Source organism: Pseudomonas sp. WS 5027 (assembly GCF_012985695.1).
In the GTDB taxonomy this organism is placed as follows: domain Bacteria; phylum Pseudomonadota; class Gammaproteobacteria; order Pseudomonadales; family Pseudomonadaceae; genus Aquipseudomonas; species Aquipseudomonas hygromyciniae.
Window position 1 is genome coordinate 176,756 of sequence record NZ_JAAQWU010000008.1, and the last position, 19,748, is coordinate 196,503.

Here is a 19,748-nt window from a genome sequence, read left to right on the forward strand (position 1 = left end):
GTAGCTGACCCAAGGCATCTGTGATGAAATGCGACCCCACCCTCTATCGCGCCGCCCCGCCATCACTTGCCGTGAAGCCCCGTCTGATTCGCCAATTGTTCCTGCCGCCCCTGATCATCCTGTTGATGATCGGCCTGGGCTTTATCGGCTTCTGGACCAGCGAGTACTACGGCATCCGCACCCTGGGCGAGAACGGTGAGCGCCAGTTAGAGTTGCATGCGCGCACGGTCGAAAGTGAAATCAGCAAATACACCTACCTGCCCAGCCTGCTGGAGCTGGAGTCCAGCGTTTCCAAACTGCTGGCCGAACCCAATCCGGAACACCGCCAAGCAGTCAACGAATACCTCGAAGGCCTGAACCGGCGCAGCCGCAGTCGGGCGATTTATGTGATGGACACCACCGGCCGGGTGATGGCCACCAGTAACTGGCGCGATGTCGACAGTTACCTGGGTGAAGACCTGTCGTTCCGCGCCTATTTCCAGAATGCGGTGCGTGGCCAGCCGGGCCGTTTCTATGGCATCGGCAGCACCAATGGCGAACCTGGCTACTACCTGGCCCATGGCCTGGAAGAACGCGGCAAGATCATTGGCGTCGCGGTGGTCAAGGTGCGCCTGGAAGCGTTGGAAGAGCGCTGGCAGCGCGCGCGCCTGGAGGCCTTTGTCAGCGACGAGAACGGCATCATCATCCTCTCCAGTGACCCGGCGCGCCGGCTCAAGGCCGTACGCCCGCTGAGCGACGAGACCAAGGAGCGCCTGGCCCGCAGCCTGCAGTATTACTGGGCGACCCTCAACGAACTGCAACCCCTGGCCCGCGAACACCTCGACGCCGGCACCGAAAAGCTGACCTTCCCCGCCAACAGTGAAGTAGTGGCCGACGACCAGGAGGTCACCTACCTGGCCCAGACCCGGCCGCTGAACGACACACCGTGGAATTTCACCCTGCTCACCCCGCTCAACGACCTGCGCCAGGCAGCGATCAACCAGGGCATCCTGGTTGCGGTGGCCTTTGCCCTGGTGGCGTTCCTGCTGATTGCCTGGAATGAGCGGCGCAAGGTCATCGCCACACGCCTGGCCGCCCGTGAGGCCCTGCAGGAAGCCAACAACCAACTGGAGCGGCGGATCGCCGAGCGCACCGCCGACCTGCGCGCCAGCAACGAACGGCTCAAGGCGCAGATCCGCGAACGACGCCAGGCCGAAGAGACCCTGCGCCGGGCCCAGGACGAGTTAGTCCAGGCCGGCAAGCTGGCAGCCATCGGCCAGATGTCCACCAGCATTGCCCATGAACTGAACCAACCCCTGGCAGCCTTGCGCACCTTGTCTGGCAACACCGTGCGCTTCCTCGAACGCGGCGCCCTGGATACTGCCAGCACCAACCTCAAGACCATCAATGAACTGATCGACCGCATGGGCCGCATCACCGCCAGCCTGCGCTCGTTCGCCCGACGTGGCGACGACCAGGGTGAAGCCAGCCTGGGCAAGGCCGTGGACGCAGCGTTCCAGGTCCTGGGCAGCCGCCTCGACAGCCTGCCGCTGACCGTACACCGCGGCTTTAGCCAGGCCACGTTGCAGATCGACCAAACGCGCCTTGAGCAGATCCTGGTCAACCTGATCGGCAACGCCCTGGATGCAATGCACGCCCAACCCGCCCCCGAGCTGTGGCTGGAAAGTGACATTAGCGATGGCAAATACCGCCTGCGGGTGCGGGACAACGGGCATGGCATCGCCCCTGAGACCCGCAAGCATTTGTTCGAACCCTTTTTTACCACCAAACCCGGCGAGCAAGGGTTGGGCCTGGGCCTGACCCTGTCGGCCAGCCTCGCGGCGGCCACCGGCGGCAATCTGGCCGTCGAGCACCCGGCCGATGGTGGTACGGCCTTTGTCCTGAGCCTGCCCCTGGCAGGCCATCAACCCGGCGAATCGATATGAACAGCCAACCCAATACCGAACTGACCGTGCTGATCGTCGAAGACGATCCCCATGTGTTGCTCGGCTGCCAGCAAGCCCTGGCCCTGGAAGATATTCCCAGCGTCGGCGTGGCCAGTGCCGAAGAGGCCCTGCAGCGCGTCGGCGAGAACTTTGCCGGCATTGTGATCAGTGACATCCGCCTGCCCGGCATCGACGGCCTGGAGCTGTTGACCCGCCTCAAGGCCCTGGATAAAAGCCTGCCGGTGGTGCTGATCACCGGCCACGGCGACATCTCCATGGCCGTGGGCGCGATGCGCAATGGCGCCTATGACTTCATGGAAAAACCCTTTTCCCCAGAGCGTCTGGTGGACGTGGTGCGCCGCGCCCTCGAACAACGCGGCCTGGCCCGGGAAGTCTGGGCGCTGCGCCGGCAACTGGCCGAGCGTGACTCCCTGGAAGGCCGGATCATCGGGCGCTCGCCGGCGATGCAGAACCTGCGGGAATTGATCGCCAACGTCGCCGATACCTCGGCCAACGTGCTGATCGAAGGCGAGACCGGCACCGGCAAGGAACTGGTCGCCCGCTGCCTGCACGACTTCAGCCGCCGCCACGCCCACCAATTCGTGGCCCTGAACTGCGGTGGCCTGCCGGAAAACCTGTTTGAAAGCGAGATTTTCGGCCACGAAGCCAACGCCTTTACCGGCGCGGGCAAGCGGCGTATCGGCAAGATCGAACACGCCCACGAAGGCACGCTGTTCCTCGACGAAGTGGAAAGCATGCCGATGAACCTGCAGATCAAACTGCTGCGGGTCTTGCAGGAGCGCACCCTGGAACGCCTGGGTTCGAACCAGAGCGTGGCCGTGGATTGCCGGGTGATCGCCGCCACCAAGTCCGATCTCGACGAATTGAGCCGCGCCAACCAGTTCCGCAGCGACTTGTACTACCGCCTGAACGTAGTAACCCTGGAGCTGCCGCCGCTGCGCGAGCGTCGCGAAGATATCCTGCAACTGTTCGAACACTTCCTGCAGCAATCTTCCCTGCGCTTCGACCGCATCGCCCCGGAGCTGGACAACCAGACCCTGTCCAGCCTGATGAGCCATGACTGGCCCGGCAACGTGCGTGAGCTGCGCAACGTCGCCGAACGTTTTGCCCTGGGCCTGCCGGCCTTCAAGAAAAGCGGCACCAGCCCCGATAACCATGGCCTGGCTTTTACCGAGGCGGTGGAAGCCTTTGAGCGCAACCTGCTCAGCGACGCCCTGCAGCGCAGCGGCGGCAACCTGACCCAGGCCAGCCTGGAACTGGGAATGGCCAAGACCACCCTGTTCGACAAGGTCAAGAAATACGGCCTGAGCCACTGAGGAGTACCGCGTGGATTTAATCTTCAAGGCCGCCCTCGGTGCGGCGGTGGTGTTGCTTTTGGCAGTGCTAGCCAAGACCAAGAACTACTACATCGCCGGCCTGGTGCCGCTGTTTCCGACCTTTGCCTTGATCGCCCACTACATCGTCGGCAAGGGCCGCTCGGTGGACGACTTGAAAACCACGATTGTGTTCGGCATGTGGTCGATCATTCCGTACTTTGTGTACCTGGCGACCTTGTATGTGATGGTCGACCGCATGCGTCTGGAGGCCTCGCTGGCAGTGGCTGCAGTAGCCTGGCTGATGGCCGCGACGGTGCTGGTCAGCGTGTGGGTACGCATCCACGCCTGATTCACCTCAATCACATGTGGGAGCGGGCTTGCTCGCGAAAGCGGTGTATCAGTCGACATCTAAATTGACTGATACACCGCTTTCGCGAGCAAGCCCGCTTCCACATTTTGATCAGCGTTTCAGCGCACGATCTTGTCGATCTGGATCCCGAGCTTTTTCAAACGGTACCAAAAGCTGCGCTCGGAGATCCCGATTCTCGTCGCCGCCGCCGCCTGCACGCCATTGCTCTCCTGCAGCGCCGCCAGGATGTACGCCTTCTCTACTTCTGCCAGCGCGGCATCCAGGTCCCGAGGCACGCCCGGGCCCTCGCTGAGAATCGTCGTTACATCGCCCGCCGTCGGCTGCGACGCGAACAGATAGGCTGGCAAGTCGATATCTTCAATCACCGGGCTCGCTGCCACGATGGTCGCGCGCTCCACGCAGTTTTGCAGCTCGCGGATGTTGCCCGGCCAGCTGTAGGCGGCCATGGCCTGCAAGGCATCTGCGCTGAAGCCGGTGATGCGTTTACCGGCATTGGCGCTCAAGCTGCGGGCGAAGTGGCGGGCCAGCGGGGCGATGTCTTCGACACGCTCGCGCAGGGCGGGCAGCGGGATTGGGAACACGTTGAGACGGTAGTAGAGGTCCTCGCGAAACTCCTTGTTCGCCACCGCTTCCAACAGGTTCTTGTTGGTGGCGGCAATCACCCGCACATCCACCTTGCGCTCGCGCGGGTCACCCACCGGCTCAATCACCCGTTCCTGCAAGGCGCGCAGGATCTTGGCCTGCAACGCCAAGGGCATATCGCCCACCTCGTCGAGAAACAGCGTGCCCTTGTCGGCCTGCATGAAACGCCCGACCCGGTCGGCCACGGCGCCGGTAAAGGCGCCCTTGCGATGGCCGAACATTTCGCTTTCCAGCAAGCCTTCGGGGATCGCGGCGCAATTGACCGCGACAAAGGGTTTATCGGCGCGGTTGCCATGCTTGTGAATGGCGCGGGCGACCATTTCCTTGCCGGTGCCGCTTTCGCCGGTCAACAGGATGGTGGCGTTGCTTTCGCGCACCGAATCCACCGCTTGCAGCACACGGCGGAACGCTGGGCTGTCGCCCACCAGGCTGTCGAACTGCGCGTGCTCGTCGAGCTCGGCGCGCAGCCGTGCGTTGTCGCGCATGATGTCGCGAAACTGCAAGGCCTTGGCCACGGTGATATCCAGCTCGTCGATATCGAAGGGCTTGGCAATGTAGTCGTAGGCACCATTGCGCATCGACTGCACGGCATTTTTCACGGTGCTGTAGGCCGTCATCACGATCACCGGCAACTGCGGGTAGCGCACCTTGATCTCGGCCAGCAGCTGCGGGCCGTCCATGCCGGGCATGCGCCAGTCGCTGATCACCAGGTCGATATCTTCCTGCTCCAGCACCTTGAGGGCATGCAGGCCATTGCCGGCGATAAACACCTGGATATCGTTCTGGCTCAGGGCCGACGCCAGCAAATCGCAGAGCTTGGGCTCGTCGTCGACCACCAATATGTTATGCGTCATGACTGTCCTCGTCGTCGCCGTCATCTTCACCGTTGGCCGGAATGTACAGGCTGAAGGTGGCGCCGGCATCCTTCTCGCTGGTGCATTCGATGCGGCCATCGTGACTTTCCATGATCGAATAGACTTTCGCCAGGCCAAGGCCAGTGCCCGAGGCCTTGGTGGTGACGAAGGGGGTAAAGATCCGCTCGATCATCTCTGCCGGGATGCCCTGCCCGCTGTCGCTGACACTGATCACCGTGGACTGATCCGCGCGGCTGATGCTTAACGTCAGGCGCCCACCCTGGGGCATGGCATCGATGGCGTTGAGAATCAGGTTCAGGCACGCCTGCTTGAATTGCTTGGCGTCCACATAGAGGGTCGCGCCGGGCGCCTGGTCGTCGAGATGGGCGTCGATGGCGTGGCTCGCCAGCTCCGGCGCGCAGAACCCGAGGATTTCTTCCACCAGCGGCCGCGCCAGTTGCTGGCTGCGCAGGGGCTCACTGGGTTTGGCGAAGTCGAGAAAGTCGGTGATCAGGTCATTGATCCGGCTGACTTCGCTGACCACATATTCCAGGTGGCGCTTGTCGGTCTCCGGCAGGTCCGTGCGCCGGTGCAGCAACTGCGTCGCGGTCTTGATGATGCCCAGGGGGTTACGGATTTCATGGGCCAGGCCCATCGCCACTTCGCCCAGGGCATGCAGGCGGTCGCGGCGGCGCAGTTGGGCTTCAAGGTGATGCAACTCGCCCAGGCGCTCGGTCATATGGTTGAAGGTGCTGCTCAATTGCGCCAGCTCGTCACCGCCGGTGACGGCCACGCGGTGCTGGTAGTTGCCGCTGATCACCGCACTCACGCCCTGGGACAACTCGCGCAGCGGCCGCGTCAGGTGCCGTGAAACCAGCACGCCCGCGCCCAGGGACAAGGCGGAGCTGAGCAGGAAGATCAGCACGAACAGATTGCTCTGGTTCACCAGCCCCACCAGGCTGGTGTGGCGTAGCAGGCCGCTGAAGATCACGCCCTGCAACTCGCCGGTGTCATTGAAGATCGGCCAGTACAGGCCACTGTAGTTGCTGGTGAACTGCTCGCTAGGCTGCTTGGTGCTGCGCAGCAGGGTTTCCACGGATTTCGGCACGCGGGTGGGGTGGTCTTCAAAACGCTGGGTCGAGAAGATCTCCGAGAAACCGTCGGTGTTGGCCAGGTACAGGCGCAAGTCCAGGGAGTGGACCTCGGCAACACTGGTCAGGAAGCTGCTGTCCAGATAAGTGCCCACCAACAGTTCGTAATCGACACCGTCCTGAGTGGTTTCAAACGAGGAAATCACCGCCCCGGTGGCCACGCCGCCAACCTGCACGGTTTGCAATACGGCATTGGGCGCGAGGCTGATTTGCTTCACCACATCATCGCCCACGGTGCTGAACATCACCTTGTTGTCACTGCTGCGAATCAGCGTTACCACGTCAATATCAGTGGCGCTGGCAATGTCCGCGATCAAACGGTCATGCCGCATTGCTTCATGGCTGGAGGGCGCACGCACATAACGCAGGAAGATCTGCGCCACACGGGCGTTGTCGTGGAGGATGTCGCTGACTTCGTCCTTGACGATGCGGGTCGACTCTTGCAGCCAGATGCGCACGTTACTGTCGAAAATCTGCGACAGGGTGGTGGCCGCCAGCTCTGCGGCGATCATCGTCGGGATCACCGTCACCAGCCAGAACGCCAACACCAGCTTGCGCTGCAGGCTCCAGCGGGAAATGGCAAACGGGCGGGCTTTCTGGCGGGTTTTGGCAATCATCGGGTTTCGCTTATTGCAGCAGCCATGGCAGGGTCGGATCGGTCCGGGCGAATAAACACTTTTACCACCTTGAGCAGGGTGTCGAGCAAGCGGTTGCGGTGCTGGAAAAACAGCGTATTGCCGGCGAACTCGCAGCCCAGGCGTAGCTTACTGGCATACCCGGCCTGCCCGCACTCATACAGCGCAATATTATGTTCGATGCAGTAGTCGACGTTGGTCAGCCAACTGCGAAAGTACAGGTTGTGTTCGCGGCTGTGGGCCAGGTCGTGGGCAAAGAACTTGTCGATCAGGCGGTGCTGGTCGAGCAGCACCAGGTTGAACGCCACCAATTGCCCGTCCACCCAGTAAAGTACACAGCGCGCCCGTTGTTCAAGCTGGGCGAGCACCTGGCTGAAATAACCGGCGGGCAGGCGTTCGAATTGCAGGTCGGCGCGGGCCAGGGTCGCTTCGTAGAGACGCATGATATCCGGCAACACGTCATCCACATTGTCTCGCCACTCCACCTGCGGCCCCGGCGCACGCAGCTTGCGCCGCAAGTCCTTGCGCGTGGATTTGCCCAGGGAGCCCAGGTAGGCATCCACCGAGCCGTAGGGCAGCGGCAGCAACCCGGTAGGCAGGCTCGGCATGCTGTGCAGGCCGGCAGCCTTGCAGCTGTCGGTCCAGTCCTGATCCCGGGTCGGTGCGTCTTTGACCGCCAGCAAACCGATACCGGACGCATCGGCATCGCGCCGTGCAGCGGCCAGCAGTTGTTGCAGCAAGGCGCCACGACGCGCCGCCGGCACATGGCTGGCGACACCGGCATGACACTGTTCGGCCACCGGCGAACCGATGGCGTACAGGCCCAGGCGCAACACCCCGGGCCACCAGCGCTCCAGGCGTTGGGTAACGCGTTTGCCCACGCCCGAGATGGTGGTGTCGAGGCGGTAATGGGTGATGAACGCCGGGGCCACCGCCAGCAGCCGCCCATCCTCATAGAGGGCCAGGTAGCGCCATTGGAAATCGTCGATGGCGGCGTTTTCCACGGCGACGTAGTAATCCCAATCCTCCAGCGCTTGGGGAAAACAGTCGTTCCAGGCACTGCGTTCGATGGCGTGGATGGTTGAATAGGCTTTAGCGCTGATCACAGCAGTTCCTTAATCTAACGCCAACCCCTGTAGGAGCTGGCTTGCCAGCGAAAAACTCAAGGGCGCCGCGTTGAACCAGACAGTACGTGTCATCGTTAACGACCATCGCGGGCAAGCCCGCTCCTACAGGGGGCGGTGTCAGGCCCGGCGATATTCGTCCACGGGAGTGGCGTGCTGCTCGATGAAGTCGGCACTCAACTCGATCACCCGCCGGTATTGCAGGTCGACGGTGATCATGTGGTAGCAGTTGTCCAACAGGATCTTGGTCACCGGGCCGCCAAGGTGGCGTTCCACGTAGTCGGCGTTCCAGCGGCTGGTGATGTCGTCCTCGATGGAGTGCAGCACCAGCGCTGGGGTTTTGATCGATGGCATGCGTTTTTTCACCACGGCGTTCATCCAGTGCAACTCGCGCACGGTGACGCCTTCCATGGTCAACAGCCCGGCTTCACTGCTCTCCCCCTCTTTCATCTGCCGCTCGACGATCGCCCGCAGGCGTTCGTTCTTGATGCCGTAGGGCGGCTTCTCGGTAAAGCGGAACAGGCGCACGCCGAACGGAATACGGATCAGCAACGGCGTGATGAACGCCATTTTGTTGATGCTCCAACCGTCGTACTTGAGGGTCGTGGAGTACATCAGCAACCCCGCGACCTGGCCCGGAAACTCCGAAGCCAGGTACATCGACATCACCGCGCCCATGGACAAGCCACCGACAAACACCTGCGCATGACGCTGCTGCACGCCGACAAAGGTCTTGCGCACCCCCTCGTACCAATCGCGCCAGCCGGTGGCCTGCAGGTCTTCGTTGCCCCCGCAGTGCCCGGCCAGGGTGGGCACGTACACCGTGCAATTACCCGCCTTGACCAGGCCCTGGGCAACCCGACGCAACTCGGTCGGGGTGCCGGTCAGGCCGTGGATCAACAGGACCCCGACCGGACCGTTGCCGAGAACGAAGCCGGCGTTGCCTTCGCCGAGATCGATATCGGCCAGACTCACCGCTTCATCGCTCGGGTCAGCAGTTGCTCCAGCAGCTTCAAGCCCAGGTCGATTTCCGGGTAGCTGATTTCCAGGGACGGCGCCAGGGTGATGACGTTCTTGTAGTAGCCGCCCACATCGAGGATCAACCCGAGTTTCTGGCCGTCTACCAGCATGTCGCCTTTCATGCCTTCCTCAACCATGTAGTCCAGGGTCGCCTTGTCTGGGGTGAAACCATCAGGGCCGCAGATTTCACAGCGCAAGGCCAGACCCAGGCCATCCACATCGCCGATGATCGGGAAGCGTTTTTGCAGGTCCTGCAGGCCTTCAAGGAAGTATTTGCCCTTGGCCATGACCATCGCGCCGTAATCGACTTCGCTGGTCATCTTGAACATTTCCAGGCCCACCGCCGTGCCCAGCGGGTTGGAGGCGAAGGTGGAGTGAGTGGAACCCGGCGGGAACAGTTTCGGGTTGATCAGCTCTTCCTTGGCCCAGATGCCGCCCAGGGGGTTAAGGCCGTTGGTCAGGGCTTTACCGAACACGATCACGTCCGGTTGCACATCGAAGTGCTCGATCGACCACAACTTGCCGGTGCGCCAGAAGCCCATCTGGATTTCGTCGACCACCATCAGGATGCCGTGCTGGTCGAGCACCTGCTTGAGTTCGCTGTAGAAGTTCATCGGCGGGATCACGTAGCCGCCGGTGCCCTGGATCGGCTCGACGTAAAACGCTGCGTATTCGCTCTGGCCGACTTTCGGGTCCCAGACACCGTTGTATTCGGTCTCGAACAGGCGCGCGAATTGCTGCACGCAGTGGCTGCCGTATTCTTCCTTGGTCATGCCCTTTGGCCCACGGAAGTGGTACGGGAACGGGATGAAGTTGGCACGCTCGCCAAAGTGGCCGTAGCGGCGACGGTAGCGGTAGCTGGAGGTGATGGACGACGCGCCGAGGGTGCGCCCGTGGTAGCCGCCTTCGAAGGCGAACATCAGGCTCTTGCCGTTGCAGGCGTTACGCACCACCTTCAGGGAGTCCTCGATGGACTGCGAACCGCCGACGTTGAAATGTACGCGGCCATCGAGGCCGAATTTTTTCTTGGCATCCACCGCGATCATTTCCGACAGCTCGATCTTGCCCTTGTGCAGGTACTGGCTGGCGATTTGCGGCAGGGTATCGATCTGCTGTTTCAGCGCATTGTTCAGGCGCGGGTTGGCGTAGCCGAAGTTGACCGCCGAGTACCACATTTGCAGGTCGAGGTAGGCCTGGTCTTCGGTGTCCCACACATAGGAGCCTTCGCAGCGGCTGAAGATACGCGGTGGGTCGATGTAGTGGACGGTGTCGCCGTAGGAGCAGTATTTGGCTTCTTTATCCAGCAGAACCTGGTCTTCGGCGGTAGCGATACGGATATCAGACATGATGAAAGAGTTCCTGATTTTCTGAAATGAAATGGGTGGCGTTGGCGGCAATGCCCTGGGGCAGCTTGGCCAGCAAGGCCGGCAGTTCGGCAAAGGTGTCGAAGCGCAGATGGGGGATGGCGTGGGCCTGGCAGTACTGCGCCAGGCTGCCTTTGGCGAAGACGAAATCAGCGGTGGTCGATACGCACATATCGGACTTGCCGTCGCCGATCACCAACACCCGCTTGTTGCGCGGGGTGGACTTGCATTTGCAGTTGCCCGAGGCCGCACGGCAGGCATCGCTGGTGTGCGGGAAGTCGATGCGCCAGCTGTTTTGGTCGACCTGGCGCAGGCGGTTGGCGATGATCGGCAACAGGGTCACGTAGTTGCGCGAGAGGATCCGCGCGATGCCCTGCTCGATGCCGTCGCTGACCACCTCAAGGGAAGCACCGAGACCAAGGACATGGTCGACGAAATCCGGGAAGTCCGGATCGATCTCGACCGTGTCGAAGTACGCCAGCAGCTCGGTCGGTGTCGCCTTGATCAGCGCCAGTTGGCGGCTCAGGCATTCACGCGAACCGATATGGCCGTCCAGCCATTGCTGCTCGATGGTTTCCCATTCGGGGCCTGCGAAGCGTTGGAGAACGTTGTCGATGACATCGGTGGGTGTGATGGTCCCATCGAAGTCACACACGATATGCCAGTCATTCATCTGCGTTTACCTTGGATGCTAGCGCGCTGATGCGCCGTTACAAGGGATAGAGCAGGGACTGTGCCAAGTGGGCAAAACCCAGCAGGGCTGGGGCTCGCGGGCATGCCAGGGTGATAAAGGCTGCGGCGAAGCTACAATTTTTGTAGGTCGCTACAAACAATATGAGTGCTTGCATAAGCACCCGCGCCTGCGCGTTCATGCGCGCATGTTTTGCAAGAGGAGCAAGCAATATGTTCAGGGTGACTTCGCTGGTGTGCGCCGGCGTCCTGGGGTTATGGACGGGCTCGGCAGCGGCTGCCGGCATCAGCGGCGAGGTAGGTCTGGGCCTGAGCTATCAGCCACGGGAACCCACCGCCAGCCGCTATCAGACGGTGCCGGTGCCGTACTTCGACCTCGATTGGGGAGACGTCAGCCTCGATACCGATGACGGCCTGACCTGGAGCGCGCTCAACAGCAATGGCTTGAGTGCCGGGCCGTACCTCAATTACCTGCCGGGACGCACGGCCAACGGGCCGCTAAAGGGCCTGCGGGACGTGTCGGACATGGCCGAGGTCGGCGGGTTTATCCAGTATGCGCCGGCCGATTTCTGGCGGGTCTATGCGCAGCTGGGGCGCAGCGTTGGTGGCGCCAATGACCAGAGCGGCGTACTCGGCAAGCTCGGCGGCGAACTGGGTTATCCGCTGGGCGGCGGGGTCATTGGCAGTACGGGACTGGTGGCGCACTTTGCCGACGATAACCTGACCCAGACGTTTTTCGGGGTCGATGAGCATGAGGCGCAAGCCTCGGGAATTCGCCCGTACAACGCCAGCGGCGGGTTCCAGAACCTGACATTGACCCAGAGCCTGCAGATCCCGCTGGCGCCCAAGTGGTCGCTGCTGGCCAGTGCCAGTTGGGTACACCTGACAGGTTCGGCGGCCGATAGCAGCATCGTGCGCCAGACCGGCGAGGTGAACCAGGGGCAGGTACAGACAGCGATCAGCTATACCTTCGATTGATTGTCCAAAGCCCAAGCCCCATTCGACCGCGTCCATCCTGTGGGATACGGTCAAAAATGTGGGAGCGGGCTTGCTCGCGAAGGCGGTGTGTCAGCCTGGAATTACTTAACTGACCCACCGCCTTCGCGAGCAAGCCCGCTCCCACATTTGTCCGGCATTCCAGCCTGGGATTAGTTTTCTTCGCCCTCGGCCAAGAGCGCGATCCCGCCAATGATCACCACCACGCCCACCCAGTGCAGGAAGCTGATGTGCTCGCCCAGGCCCAGCCACGAGCCGAGCAACACCACCACGAACACCAGCGAACTCAGGGGGAAAGCCAGGGACAGGCTGCTGCGCCGCAGGATCAGCATCCACACAAAGAACGCGCCGATATAACAGGCGATCGCCGCCAGAATCCCCGGGTTGACCGCCACTGCCGCCAACCATTGCCAATTGAAATCCATCTGCCCCAGCTGATCGCCGGCCACCTTGGTAAACAACTGGCCGCCGCTTTCGGTCAAGATTAACAACGCCCACAACACCAGCGTCCCCAGGCGACCGTGCAGCCAGCCAACCGGACGGATAGCGATATTTTCCGAATTCATGCTTGAGTCCCCGCAACAGCAACCAGCATCACGCCGGCCGTAATCACCAGGGTACCCAGCCAGCGACGGCGGCTGACGGTTTCCCCCAGTACGACTTTGCCCACCAGCACCACCAGGCAATACGCCAGCGCCGCCAGCGGAAACAACAGGCTCAGGGGCGCACGGGACAAGGCCTCCAGCCACACGAAAAATTCAATCACATAGGCGCCGATGCCCGCCCAGAGCAACGGTGCATTGAGCACCTGGCCCCAAAATGCACTCAGGCGAAAACCGCCATTGATCTCGGGCAAGCGGTCCACGCCCAGCTTGAAACACAACTGGCCAATCACATCGAGCACGATGGAAAAGACCAATAACACCACCACGGTCAGGGTCACGGGAACAGCTCCTCAAACAGGTTGATCAACGCTTCATTGGTCGCCGCGTTGCGCAGCAAATCGTCCGCGCTCCAGCGCTCAGCCGGCGGCTGATCGGACTTGGCTTCCCAGCGTTTGAACGCGTTGCTGAATGCAGGCTGGGCAAACTCGCCACACACGTCGATGCCAATGATCCGCTTGCTCGCCGCCAACGCCCGCAGGGCTTGCAGCAGATGCGTCAGGCGCATGCCGCCCTGGTCCCAGTTGGTGGCGGCGTCTTCGCTGGCCAGCACGTCTTTGTCCAGGGTGATCCACACGGCCTCAGTGGGCAGGCTGGCGATCATTTGCTCAAGGAATACGCCCCAGTCGAGCTCAGCCAGGTTGCGCCAGTGCAGATGATTTTCCTGCTGCGCATGGCCGGCGCCATCCCCTACCCGGCCCCAGACTTTCGACGGCGCGTGCTGCCAGGGAAACAACTGCAAGTGCCCGCGCTTGAGGGCGCCCAGGTTGCCGCCGCGCAGTTGCGGGTTATGCAGGTCATCGCTGCAGGGGCCGAGGGTGACGATGCGCTTGATCGCCGGCATCTTCAGGGCCTGGTTGACCCACGAACCGCAGTGCCGGCGCGGTGCCAGGCGCACCCAGTCGGGATGGTTATCGAAGTGGATCAGGCTGATGGGCTCCTGCACCTCGGCGAGAAAGGCCGGGGTCAGGTGGTGATAATCGCCAGAGCCGACAAAGAAGATTTCGGGTCGCGCCGTGGTCGGCCGGGGCCGTTGGGCCAGGCGCTGGGCAAAGCGTTTCCAGGTTTTTTCGGTGGACCACAGGCGCAATTTCGGGCCCAGGTCGAGCAGGTCCAGGCGCGTGGCGTGACCGCTGGCCAGACGCAGGGCAATAGGTGCCTGGGCCGTAAGGCTGTGGTCGAGATCGAGGATATTCAAGGTAATGTTTCACCCCTTGGCAGCGCCCAACCGCACGCCGGCTGGGCTTTAAGGGGGTAATGCAAGGGATGGGCCAGGAGCCAATGTGGGAGCTTATGTGAGGACTGGCTTGTGTGGGAGCGGGCTTGCTCGCGAAGGCGGTGGGTCAGTTAAGAAATACTTAGCTGATATACCGCTTTCGCGAGCAAGCCCGCTCCCACATTTGGTCGGTGGTGTTTGTTAGCTTTTGGCTTCGTTGATGATCTGGCGGATCGCGCCGACAAACGCCTCAGCCGGCTGCCCGCCGCTGACCGCGTACTGGTCGTTGAACACGATGGTCGGCACCGAACTCACCCCGCGCGATACCCACAGTTGCTCCTGCTCGCGCACTTGTGCGGCGTACTCGTCCGAAGCCAGAATCTCTGCAGCGCGCTTGAGGTCCAGCCCGACGCTTTCGGCAATGATTGCCAAGGTAGCGTGGTCGGAAGGGTCCTGGCCATCGCTGAAATAGGCCTTGAACAGCGCTTCCTTGAGGTTGTACTGCAACCCCTCGAGGCCGGCCCAATGCAACAGGCGATGGGCGTCGAAGGTATTGTAGATACGGCTCTGGCCATCGGTACGAAACGCAAAGCCCAGCGCAGCGCCCATGTCGCGGATGCGGGCGCGGGTGGCCTGGGATTCTTCGGCAGTGGAGCCGTATTTTTCGGTGATGTGCTCAACGATGTTCTGCCCTTCGGCGGGCATGTTCGGGTTCAGTTCGAAGGGCTGGAAGTGGAGCTCGGCCTGCACTTCGGCGCCCAGTTGGTCCAGGGCTTCGGTCAGGCCGCGCAGGCCGATGATGCACCAGGGGCAGGACACGTCGCTGACGAAATCGATTTTCAGGGAAGTACTCATTTACGCAACCTCGCAGGCATTACACGCCACAAAGCTCGCACCATACACCCCTAGGCGCCGCTCATAAAACCTTGGCGGGCAGCAACGGATCGACCTGCGCCCAATGCGCCGCTTCTTCGCGGTGAGCTTGCAGGTAAGGCAACACCGCCGCCAGCAACGGTGCCTTGAACGCCTCCTGGAAACGGTGAGCCAAGCCCGGGATCAGCCGCAACTGGCTGCCCTGGATATGCGCCGCCAGATGTACGCCATGCATCACCGGCAGCAGCGGGTCGGCTGTGCCGTGGACCACCAGGGTCGGCACCCGCAATTGATTGAGCAACGGTACCCGGCTCGGCTCGGCAAGGATTGCCATGATCTGGCGCTTCACACCCTCGGGGTTGAATGCCCGGTCGTAGGACTGCGCCGCCTGCTGCAACAGGGCCTGGCGGTCATCCTTGACCTCGGGGCTGCCCAGGGCCGCGAGCAAATCGGCCTGCTGCTCCAGGGCCACTTCGCGGTTGGGCGCGCTGCGCCGTGACAGCAGTTGTACCAGCGCGGCATTCGGCGCGGGCAGGCCTTCGGCGCCGGAACTGGTCATGATCAGGGTCAGGCTTTCCACGCGCTGCGGGGCCATGGCCGCCAGGTGCTGGGCGATCATCCCGCCCATGCTGGCGCCCAGCACATGGAACTGGCGCACCTGCAGCGCATCCATCAACCCCAGGGCGTCGTCGGCCATATCGGTCAGGGTGTAGGGCGCGGCCACCGGCAGGCCCAGTTTGTAGCGCAGCACTTCAAAGGTCAGGTTGGCGCTGGCGGGCGCCTGGCGCCAGGTGGACAGGCCGACGTCGCGGTTGTCGTAGCGGATCACCCGGAAACCTTGTTGGCACAGGGCGACCACCACTTCGTCCGGCCAGTGGATCAATTGCCCACCCAGGCCCATCACCAGCAGCAAAGCCGGATCGGAAGCACGACCAATGCTCTGGTACGCCAGGCTCACCTGGTCCAGATCGACCCGCTCAGTCGGGACATTGACATCACATCGAGACGCCGCAAAAGACGGCAGGCCGAACAGTAAGGCGGCCAGTAAAAGCAACACGCGCATGAAAAACACCGAAACGCAGAACCCCAGTAGAGCGCGAGTCTGATGAAGTTTGTTCAAGCGCGCTGCCACAGTTACGTGACAGTTTGATGAAGAGTGCCCAGCGGTCATGGTCGACAGATTCGGCAACATGAGACAAACTCACGCCATTCGAACTTGTCACAAATTATCTTCATGGAGAGCCCGTGCTCGAAATCCGTCATCTCAAGACCCTGCACGCCTTGCGCGAGGCCGACAGCCTGGTGGAAGCCGCCGAACGCCTGCACCTGACTCAGTCGGCGTTGTCCCACCAGTTCAAGGAGCTGGAAGAACGCATGGGCATGCCGCTGTTTGTGCGCAAGACCAAGCCCGTGCGCTTCACCAGCGCCGGCTTGCGCCTGCTGCAACTGGCGGATGCCACCCTGCCGCTGCTGCGCGGGGCCGAACGGGATATCGCGCGCCTGGCCGGTGGCACTGCCGGGCGCCTGCACATGGCGATCGAATGCCACAGCTGCTTCCAGTGGCTGATGCCGACCATCGACCAGTTCCGCGATGCCTGGCCAGAGGTCGAGCTGGACCTGGCCTCCGGCTTTGCCTTCGCCCCGCTGCCGGCCCTGGCCCGTGGCGACCTGGACCTGGTGGTGACCTCCGACCCACTGGAACTGGCGGGCATCACCTATGTGCCGCTGTTCACCTACGAAGCAATGCTCGCGGTCGCCAACCAGCACGCGCTGGCGAACAAGCCGTATATCGTGCCCGAGGATTTGCTCAGCGAAACCCTGATCACCTACCCGGTGGAACGTGATCGCCTGGACATCTTCACCCGTTTCCTGGAACCCGCCGACGTCGAACCCGCCCAGGTGCGTACCTCGGAGCTGACGGTAATGATGATGCAGTTGGTGGCCAGCGGCCGCGGTGTATGTGGCATGCCCCACTGGGCGCTGCATGAGTACAGCTCGCGGGGTTATGTGAAGGCCAAGCGGCTGGGAGAAAAGGGGTTGTTTGCCACGCTGTACGCCGGAATCCGTGCGGATATGCTGGATGCGCCGTACATGCGCGACTTTTTGCTGACGGCCAAGGACACGTCGTTTTCGACCCTGGATGGGGTCAGCGCGGTCCGTTGATGTTCACGCGTTGCGCCGTTGCTCGAGCATCAGGCGCACCGCCAGGGCCGCCAGCACGAATCCCATGAAATAGCGCTGCACCGCCAGCCACGTTGGGTTGTGGATAAACCACGCGGCGATGCTGGCGGCGCACAGCGAGATCAGCAAGTTGACCACAAAGCTGACGCTGATCTGGGTAAAGCCCAGCATCAGGCTCTGGGTGAAGATCGAGCCGTGCTCCGGGGTGATGAACTGCGGGAACACCGACAGGTAGAACACGGCGATTTTCGGGTTTAGTGCGCTGGTCAGAAAGCCCATGGTTACCAGCTTGCGCGGCGAGTCAGCGGGCAGTTGCTGGGCCTCGAACGGCGAACGCGCGCCCGGTTTCACTGCCTGCCAGGCCAACCACAGCAGGTACAGCGCACCGGCCCACTTCAGTACTTCATAGGCCAGCGGCACGGTGAGAAACACGGCGGTCAAACCGGCGGCCGCCGCGAACAGGTGCACAAAAAACCCCGCGACCACCCCCAGCAACGACGTCACCCCGGCCTTGCGGCCCTGGCAAATCGAACGGGAGATCAAATAGATCATATTCGGCCCGGGGGTCAGCACCAGCAGCAGCGAGGCAGCGGCAAAAATCAGCAAGTCATTGAGAGGGATCACGGCTCAGTCCTTTGTGCCCGACAGCTCAGGCAGTGGTGGTCAGCGATGCTCGATAGAACGGCAGGATCAGATCACGTGTCAAGGGCGCCAACTGCAGGCCGCCGTCGCCTGCCGGGTCGATCCAGCGCACTTCTTCGATCTCGGCGGCGGGGTTTACCGGCACATCAATACGCACTTCAAACAGCTCGGCCTCCACGGTAAACCCTGGCTCATTGGCTGCCGGTGCCGAGAAATGCCCAAGGTACTGCGCCGCAGCCGGGTCGATCCGCAAGCCAAGCTCTTCGTGCAGTTCACGCGCCAGGGCCTGCGCCGGCTGCTCGCCCGCATCGATCTTGCCGCCCGGTTGCATGAAGGCCTGGGTACCGCGCTTGCGCACCAGCAGGGTCTGGCCGTCGCTACCGATCAACAGGGCGGCGGCGATACGGATGGTCTTGGACATGAAATAAGCGCCTTGGAATAAAGGCGCGAAGGATCACATGACTGTGCTCCGTGCTGCAATGCCACCTTGTGGTTGTGGTTGTGGTTGTGGCTGTAGCTGTGGCGAGCGGGCTTGCCCCGCGCTGGGCTGCGAAGCGGCCCTAATCCGTTCACTGCGTTCTTTCAGTTAAAACTCATTGGCAGGTCTGGGGCCGCTTCGCAGCCCAGCGCGGGGCAAGCCCGCTCGCCACAACCACAGTCACAACCACAACAACAGCCACAGCCACAGCCACAGCTGGCTTACTCTTCGGGTTCCTTGATGAATACGCTGTACTTGGCGCCTTCCATCGCTTCAAACGCGATCAGCTTGTCCACCAGCGGCAGGTTGAGCACTTTGCCGGCGTTGAGCAGCAGCATGCCGTTGTCGGCATTGAGGTTGCGCGCCAGGACCATGCCTTCGGCCAGCTCGCGAGTGCCGAGCACCTTGACCGTCGGGTCGCCCAGGGTCACGTCGCTGAGGAATGCCGCGCAGGCCTGGACGAAGTCTTCCACCATGTCCGGGTCATACAGGCGCCCAGCGTATTTGCGGATATACAGCAGCGCCTCGTCGCTGTTCATCTGCCGCTCAAGAATCAAGCCGCGCTGCAGTTCGATAAAATCCACCGCCAGCTTGAGCAAGCGCGAACCAAAGGGAATCCCCTCACCCTTGAGATGGTCAGGGAAACCACTGCCGTCCCAGCGTTCCTGGTGATGGCGGATGATGCGCGCGGCATCCTTCATCGGTTCCAGGGTCATCAGCAGGGATTCGCTCTGGGTCGGGTAGGTCCGATAAAGCTCGCGGTCGGTGCTGTGCAGCAGGTCAGCGGGGGCGATCATCATTCTGTCGGTCCAGCTCAACTTGCCGACGTTGTAGAGCGCCGCAGCCATGGTCAGGTCGCGCACACTGGACTCATCCATCGCCTGGGCCCGGCAATACACCCGGATCAACTCGATCAATGGCCGATTAGTCTGCTTTTCCTTGGGCAGGCGCAAGTTGGCCAGCAGGGAAAACACCTCGGTGCCGGTCACGTAGCTGCGCTTGAGTTCATCGTAGGCCAGGTCAAGCATGTCGGCGGTTTGCTGCAACTCGCTGGTGCGCGCGAGTACGCGCTTTTCCAGGGTGGCATTAAGGGCCTTGAGCTGATCATTCTGTTGCTGGGTCAGTTGCTCCAGGCGCAGCCGTTCGCGGTAGGAATACTGGTGCTCCAGGGACTGGCGCAAGACCAGGAGCATTTCCTCATCGTTCCACGGTTTGCTGATATAGCGATGGATCTGCCCCTCGTTGATGGCCTTGATGATCATCGTCAGGTCAGCGTAGCCCGTCAGCAGGATCCGAGACGTCGCCGGATACAGGCGGTGGGTCTCGGCCAGCAGCGTCGCACCGTCCATGGCCGGCATCCGCGCGTCCGTCATCACCAGGTCGACAGTCTGGGCAGCCATGATTTCCAGGGCCTGGGCGCCGCTGCCGGCCAGCAACACTTCATAGGGCTGCCCGCGTAGCAGGCGACGCAGGCTGTTGAGGATCGACTCTTCATCATCCACCAGCAAAACCGTGGGTTTGTAAGGGGAGGTTGTAACGAGTTGCTCATCCATGGCGATACCTGCTGTAACTTGAACCAAATTGAACC

Annotated in this window: 19 protein-coding genes; 5 read left to right on the forward strand and 14 right to left on the reverse strand. The window is 62.1% G+C overall.

The features are described from left to right. Window positions 1-23: 23 nt before the first annotated feature. From HBO09_RS12635 to HBO09_RS12645, 3 genes are read left to right on the forward strand one after another with little or no spacing between them, the layout of a single operon-like run. On the forward strand, window positions 24-1,925 hold the full coding sequence (locus HBO09_RS12635; RefSeq protein WP_169993944.1) for a sensor histidine kinase: 1,902 nt from the start codon (window positions 24-26) through the stop codon (window positions 1,923-1,925). After that, window positions 1,922-3,262 (forward strand): sigma-54 dependent transcriptional regulator, encoded by a 1,341-nt coding sequence (locus HBO09_RS12640; RefSeq protein WP_169993947.1) that lies wholly within the window; start codon window positions 1,922-1,924, stop codon window positions 3,260-3,262. The genes HBO09_RS12635 and HBO09_RS12640 overlap by 4 nt, the downstream gene beginning before the upstream one ends. A 19-nt stretch (window positions 3,263-3,281) precedes the next feature. Beyond that, window positions 3,282-3,611, forward strand: a complete 330-nt coding sequence (locus HBO09_RS12645; RefSeq protein WP_169994054.1) for a GlpM family protein — start codon at window positions 3,282-3,284, stop codon at window positions 3,609-3,611. A gap of 119 nt (window positions 3,612-3,730) precedes the next feature. Here HBO09_RS12645 and HBO09_RS12650 read toward each other — a convergent pair whose 3' ends face one another. The 6 genes from HBO09_RS12650 to HBO09_RS12675 form a co-directional block, all read right to left on the reverse strand. Next, window positions 3,731-5,128 (reverse strand): sigma-54 dependent transcriptional regulator, encoded by a 1,398-nt coding sequence (locus tag HBO09_RS12650; protein ID WP_169907045.1) that lies wholly within the window; start codon window positions 5,126-5,128, stop codon window positions 3,731-3,733. Further along, window positions 5,118-6,896: an ATP-binding protein gene (locus HBO09_RS12655; RefSeq protein ID WP_169993950.1), complete on the reverse strand. Its 1,779-nt coding sequence runs from the start codon at window positions 6,894-6,896 to the stop codon at window positions 5,118-5,120. The genes HBO09_RS12650 and HBO09_RS12655 overlap by 11 nt, the downstream gene beginning before the upstream one ends. Then, window positions 6,893-8,020 carry a GNAT family N-acetyltransferase gene (locus tag HBO09_RS12660; RefSeq protein ID WP_169993954.1) on the reverse strand — a complete coding sequence of 376 codons (1,128 nt, stop codon included), beginning with the start codon at window positions 8,018-8,020 and terminating at the stop codon, window positions 6,893-6,895. The genes HBO09_RS12655 and HBO09_RS12660 overlap by 4 nt, the downstream gene beginning before the upstream one ends. 138 nt (window positions 8,021-8,158) lie before the next feature. Further along, window positions 8,159-9,013: an alpha/beta fold hydrolase gene (locus tag HBO09_RS12665; RefSeq protein ID WP_104910839.1), complete on the reverse strand. Its 855-nt coding sequence runs from the start codon at window positions 9,011-9,013 to the stop codon at window positions 8,159-8,161. Further along, window positions 9,010-10,404 carry an aminotransferase class III-fold pyridoxal phosphate-dependent enzyme gene (locus HBO09_RS12670; protein WP_029295153.1) on the reverse strand — a complete coding sequence of 465 codons (1,395 nt, stop codon included), beginning with the start codon at window positions 10,402-10,404 and terminating at the stop codon, window positions 9,010-9,012. Before HBO09_RS12670 ends, HBO09_RS12665 begins: the two co-directional genes overlap by 4 nt. Continuing rightward, window positions 10,397-11,095 (reverse strand): MtnX-like HAD-IB family phosphatase, encoded by a 699-nt coding sequence (locus HBO09_RS12675; RefSeq protein WP_169993957.1) that lies wholly within the window; start codon window positions 11,093-11,095, stop codon window positions 10,397-10,399. The genes HBO09_RS12670 and HBO09_RS12675 overlap by 8 nt, the downstream gene beginning before the upstream one ends. Window positions 11,096-11,325: 230 nt before the next feature. Here HBO09_RS12675 and HBO09_RS12680 point away from each other — a divergent pair, with 230 nt between their 5' ends. Further along, complete coding sequence (locus HBO09_RS12680; protein ID WP_169993960.1) at window positions 11,326-12,090, forward strand: MipA/OmpV family protein; 765 nt, start codon at window positions 11,326-11,328, stop codon at window positions 12,088-12,090. A 170-nt stretch (window positions 12,091-12,260) separates the two neighbouring features. Here the strand turns inward: HBO09_RS12680 and HBO09_RS12685 are convergent, their stop codons facing one another. The 5 genes from HBO09_RS12685 to HBO09_RS12705 all read right to left on the reverse strand — a co-directional run bounded on the left by HBO09_RS12685 (window position 12,261) and on the right by HBO09_RS12705 (window position 15,922). Beyond that, window positions 12,261-12,674: an EamA family transporter gene (locus tag HBO09_RS12685; protein ID WP_029297410.1), complete on the reverse strand. Its 414-nt coding sequence runs from the start codon at window positions 12,672-12,674 to the stop codon at window positions 12,261-12,263. Beyond that, complete coding sequence (locus HBO09_RS12690) at window positions 12,671-13,051, reverse strand: EamA family transporter (protein ID WP_065944150.1); 381 nt, start codon at window positions 13,049-13,051, stop codon at window positions 12,671-12,673. Before HBO09_RS12690 ends, HBO09_RS12685 begins: the two co-directional genes overlap by 4 nt. Then, the gene (locus tag HBO09_RS12695; RefSeq protein ID WP_169993963.1) at window positions 13,048-13,968 is read right to left on the reverse strand and encodes an arginase; all 921 of its coding nucleotides are present in this window, start codon (window positions 13,966-13,968) and stop codon (window positions 13,048-13,050) included. The genes HBO09_RS12690 and HBO09_RS12695 overlap by 4 nt, the downstream gene beginning before the upstream one ends. A 219-nt stretch (window positions 13,969-14,187) precedes the next feature. Next, on the reverse strand, window positions 14,188-14,841 hold the full coding sequence (locus HBO09_RS12700) for a DsbA family oxidoreductase (protein WP_169993967.1): 654 nt from the start codon (window positions 14,839-14,841) through the stop codon (window positions 14,188-14,190). Window positions 14,842-14,902: 61 nt separating this feature from the next. Then, window positions 14,903-15,922 carry an alpha/beta hydrolase gene (locus HBO09_RS12705; protein WP_169993969.1) on the reverse strand — a complete coding sequence of 340 codons (1,020 nt, stop codon included), beginning with the start codon at window positions 15,920-15,922 and terminating at the stop codon, window positions 14,903-14,905. Between the two features lie 182 nt (window positions 15,923-16,104). On the opposite strand from HBO09_RS12705, the gene metR reads away from it, so the two are divergent. Then, complete coding sequence (gene metR / locus HBO09_RS12710) at window positions 16,105-17,022, forward strand: transcriptional regulator MetR (RefSeq protein WP_032859924.1); 918 nt, start codon at window positions 16,105-16,107, stop codon at window positions 17,020-17,022. Between the two features lie 3 nt (window positions 17,023-17,025). On the opposite strand, the gene HBO09_RS12715 is transcribed toward metR, so the two are convergent. The 3 genes from HBO09_RS12715 to HBO09_RS12725 form a co-directional block, all read right to left on the reverse strand. Beyond that, the gene (locus HBO09_RS12715; RefSeq protein WP_169993972.1) at window positions 17,026-17,664 is read right to left on the reverse strand and encodes a LysE family translocator; all 639 of its coding nucleotides are present in this window, start codon (window positions 17,662-17,664) and stop codon (window positions 17,026-17,028) included. A 25-nt stretch (window positions 17,665-17,689) separates the two neighbouring features. After that, window positions 17,690-18,103, reverse strand: a complete 414-nt coding sequence (locus tag HBO09_RS12720) for an NUDIX domain-containing protein (RefSeq protein WP_169993975.1) — start codon at window positions 18,101-18,103, stop codon at window positions 17,690-17,692. 278 nt (window positions 18,104-18,381) lie between these two features. Further along, a complete protein-coding gene (locus tag HBO09_RS12725; RefSeq protein ID WP_169993978.1) occupies window positions 18,382-19,713 on the reverse strand; it encodes an HD domain-containing phosphohydrolase in 1,332 nt (443 codons plus the stop codon). Between the last annotated feature and the right edge of the window lie 35 nt (window positions 19,714-19,748).

Excerpts from the sequence above, each read along its gene's own strand:
- HBO09_RS12720 (WP_169993975.1), bottom strand. The coding sequence starts at position 18,103 with ATGTCCAAGACCATCCGTATCGCCGCCGCCCTGTTGATCGGTAGCGAC.
- HBO09_RS12685 (WP_029297410.1), bottom strand. The coding sequence starts at position 12,674 with ATGAATTCGGAAAATATCGCTATCCGTCCGGTTGGCTGGCTGCACGGT.
- HBO09_RS12700 (WP_169993967.1), bottom strand. The coding sequence starts at position 14,841 with ATGAGTACTTCCCTGAAAATCGATTTCGTCAGCGACGTGTCCTGCCCC.
- HBO09_RS12680 (WP_169993960.1), top strand. The coding sequence starts at position 11,326 with ATGTTCAGGGTGACTTCGCTGGTGTGCGCCGGCGTCCTGGGGTTATGG.
- HBO09_RS12635 (WP_169993944.1), top strand. The coding sequence starts at position 24 with ATGAAATGCGACCCCACCCTCTATCGCGCCGCCCCGCCATCACTTGCC.
- HBO09_RS12670 (WP_029295153.1), bottom strand. The coding sequence starts at position 10,404 with ATGTCTGATATCCGTATCGCTACCGCCGAAGACCAGGTTCTGCTGGAT.
- HBO09_RS12705 (WP_169993969.1), bottom strand. The coding sequence starts at position 15,922 with ATGCGCGTGTTGCTTTTACTGGCCGCCTTACTGTTCGGCCTGCCGTCT.
- HBO09_RS12650 (WP_169907045.1), bottom strand. The coding sequence starts at position 5,128 with ATGACGCATAACATATTGGTGGTCGACGACGAGCCCAAGCTCTGCGAT.
- HBO09_RS12675 (WP_169993957.1), bottom strand. The coding sequence starts at position 11,095 with ATGAATGACTGGCATATCGTGTGTGACTTCGATGGGACCATCACACCC.
- HBO09_RS12725 (WP_169993978.1), bottom strand. The coding sequence starts at position 19,713 with ATGGATGAGCAACTCGTTACAACCTCCCCTTACAAACCCACGGTTTTG.
- HBO09_RS12640 (WP_169993947.1), top strand. The coding sequence starts at position 1,922 with ATGAACAGCCAACCCAATACCGAACTGACCGTGCTGATCGTCGAAGAC.
- HBO09_RS12655 (WP_169993950.1), bottom strand. The coding sequence starts at position 6,896 with ATGATTGCCAAAACCCGCCAGAAAGCCCGCCCGTTTGCCATTTCCCGC.